The 2,198-nt window shown below is 64.0% G+C and carries 2 protein-coding genes; one reads left to right on the top strand and one right to left on the bottom strand.

What is annotated here, in order from left to right; translation table 11 throughout:
• Positions 1 to 432: 432 nt before the first annotated feature.
• A complete protein-coding gene (locus EN984_RS31985; RefSeq protein WP_127269737.1) occupies positions 433 to 1,623 on the top strand; it encodes an NAD(P)/FAD-dependent oxidoreductase in 1,191 nt (396 codons plus the stop codon).
• On the opposite strand, the gene EN984_RS31990 is transcribed toward EN984_RS31985, so the two are convergent.
• Positions 1,615 to 1,839: a hypothetical protein gene (locus tag EN984_RS31990; RefSeq protein WP_013528677.1), complete on the bottom strand. Its 225-nt coding sequence runs from the start codon at positions 1,837 to 1,839 to the stop codon at positions 1,615 to 1,617. The two genes, EN984_RS31985 and EN984_RS31990, sit on opposite strands and share 9 nt — an antisense overlap.
• Between the last annotated feature and the right edge of the window lie 359 nt (positions 1,840 to 2,198).

Genomic DNA, 2,198 nt, shown 5'->3' on the forward strand with positions numbered 1-2,198 from the left:
ATATGGGTCAGCGCCTGCCGCTCGACCTCGGGCGCGGCGGCCTCAAGGATCTTGTCGAAATAGAACCGCAAGGAGGGCATGGTCGAGATTCCGCGTGCCGCCTACAGCGCCGGCCGTCCAGGACGCGCCAAGGTGCTGTAACACTTTGATTCTGCGCATGACTCGAAAATCGGACTCGATTTCGGGCATGCGCGTGGGGGATAACCGAGACCCGCCAGCCACCCAAGGCCTCGAATCAATCACATTGCCGCGACCTGATTACCGTTGATATCGCGCATATGCCATATAGAGCGCAACCGCGGCCCGGCGTGTGGCGCTAAATCGCATCGCTCGAAATTCGGCCGCGGTTTGCTGCAGGGGATCCTGCGCGCGATCAAACGGTTACAGCGTCCTGCGAGCCTTACGGCGGGACGTCCAATGGGATTCGAGTGAATGACTGATACGACAATCAGATCGGTTGCGGATCTGCCGGCCACGGTCGAGCCGGCAATCGTCGTCGGCGCCGGTGCTGCCGGGCTGGCTGCCGCGCATGCCTTGATGAACGCCGGCGTGCCTACGGCGATCCTGGAAAAGGAAAGCCGGCTGGCCGAGCCCTGGCACCGGCGCCACCAGCAATTGCATCTCAACACCCATCGCGATCTTTCTTCGCTGCCTGGTCTCGCCTTTCCCCCTGGCACGCCCGCCTTTCCGCAAAGAATGGTCGTCATCCGCCACATGAACGATTTCCAGAAGGAGAACCGGCTGCCGGTGCAGTTTGGCGTCGCGGTCGAAGAGATCATCTTCAAGGGCGATCACTGGGCATTGCGCACCAGCGCCGGACCGCGCTTGGCCCGCAATGTCGTCATCGCTACCGGCCGCGACAGGCAGCCGTTCACGCCCGAATGGAAAGGCATGAGGGATTTCGTCGGGCGCATCATCCATTCGGCGGATTTTGGTGACGCGCAAGCCTATGCGGGCCAAAAAGTGCTGGTCGTCGGCGCCGGCAATTCGGGCTTCGATGCGCTCAATCATCTGGCCGGCATAGACACGGCCGCCATCTGGCTGTCGGCCCGCAACGGTCCCGCCCTGCTGCCCAAGCGCATCTGCAAGATCGCCGTGCACCGGCTTTCGCCGATCATGGCGCGCTTGCCGTTGCGGCTCGCCGATGCGGTGATGGCGGCAACGCAGCGGCTGGTTTTCGGCGACCTGACCAAATTCGGTCTGCCGCCCGCGCCTGCGGGCGGCGCCAGCCGCCTGAGCTCGGATTACACCGCGATCGCCGCCGACGACGGCGCCGTCGGCGCCATCAAGGCCGGCAAGATCACCGTCGTGCCGGGCATACGGGAATTCACCCGCGATGGCGTGATCCTGGCCAATGGCAGCCTGATCCATCCCGACATCGTCATTGCCGCGACAGGCTACCGCACGGGGCTGGAGCCCATGGTCGGCAAGCTCGGCGTGCTCGACGCCAAGGGCGTTCCGCTCTTCAACGGTGGCGAAGCCGATCCAAAATTGCCCGGTCTGTGGTTCACCGGCATGCGGCCAAGCATTCGCGGCTGCTTCGCCAATGCCGGCATCCTGGCCAAGGCGATCGCCAAACGAATTGCAAGGTCGGCCTCGCACCAATCCAGCGCATCACGCTGATTTCGGTTCCAGCCGCCGGAAACCGACGGCTTCCATCAGCATGTCCTCTTCCACCATGCCGGCATTGTGCAAGGCGAGCAGGTTAAGCGCGATTTCCCGCGCGTCGGCGGAATCGGGATGTGCCTCGCGCCGCCGGCAGGCCTCGTCGAACACGCGCTGCAGCTTGGCGATATCGGCTGGCTTGAGCAAGCCACGGTCATAGACGGACTTCGACATGGCGATCTCCTGATAAAGACCTAGAGCGCCATGTTTAAATTGCCAATCTTTCCCGAGGCTTGACCGACTTCCCCCCGTCGCCTCGCCATCCTGGGGCGGAGCAAGGGGCGAAGCGACGCGGCGCAGACCCCAGGAGCTGCTCCGCAGCCCAAGGGATACATGCCGCGGCTCAAGGCGCAGCAGCGGCGCAAATTCTGCTCCGCTGCTGCCCATGCGAGTGGGCAATCAGACCGCGATCTTGCCGCCGCCCTGTTTGGTGATGGCGACGACCGACGGCCGCACCGGCATGTCGGGCTTGAAGTCGGGCCAACGCGTCGACAGGTCCTCATAGTAGGACGGGCGCCCGAACGCTTCCCAGT

This window comes from Mesorhizobium sp. M7A.F.Ca.CA.004.12.1.1 (genome assembly GCF_003997835.1).
Classification (GTDB): Bacteria; Pseudomonadota; Alphaproteobacteria; order Rhizobiales; family Rhizobiaceae; genus Mesorhizobium.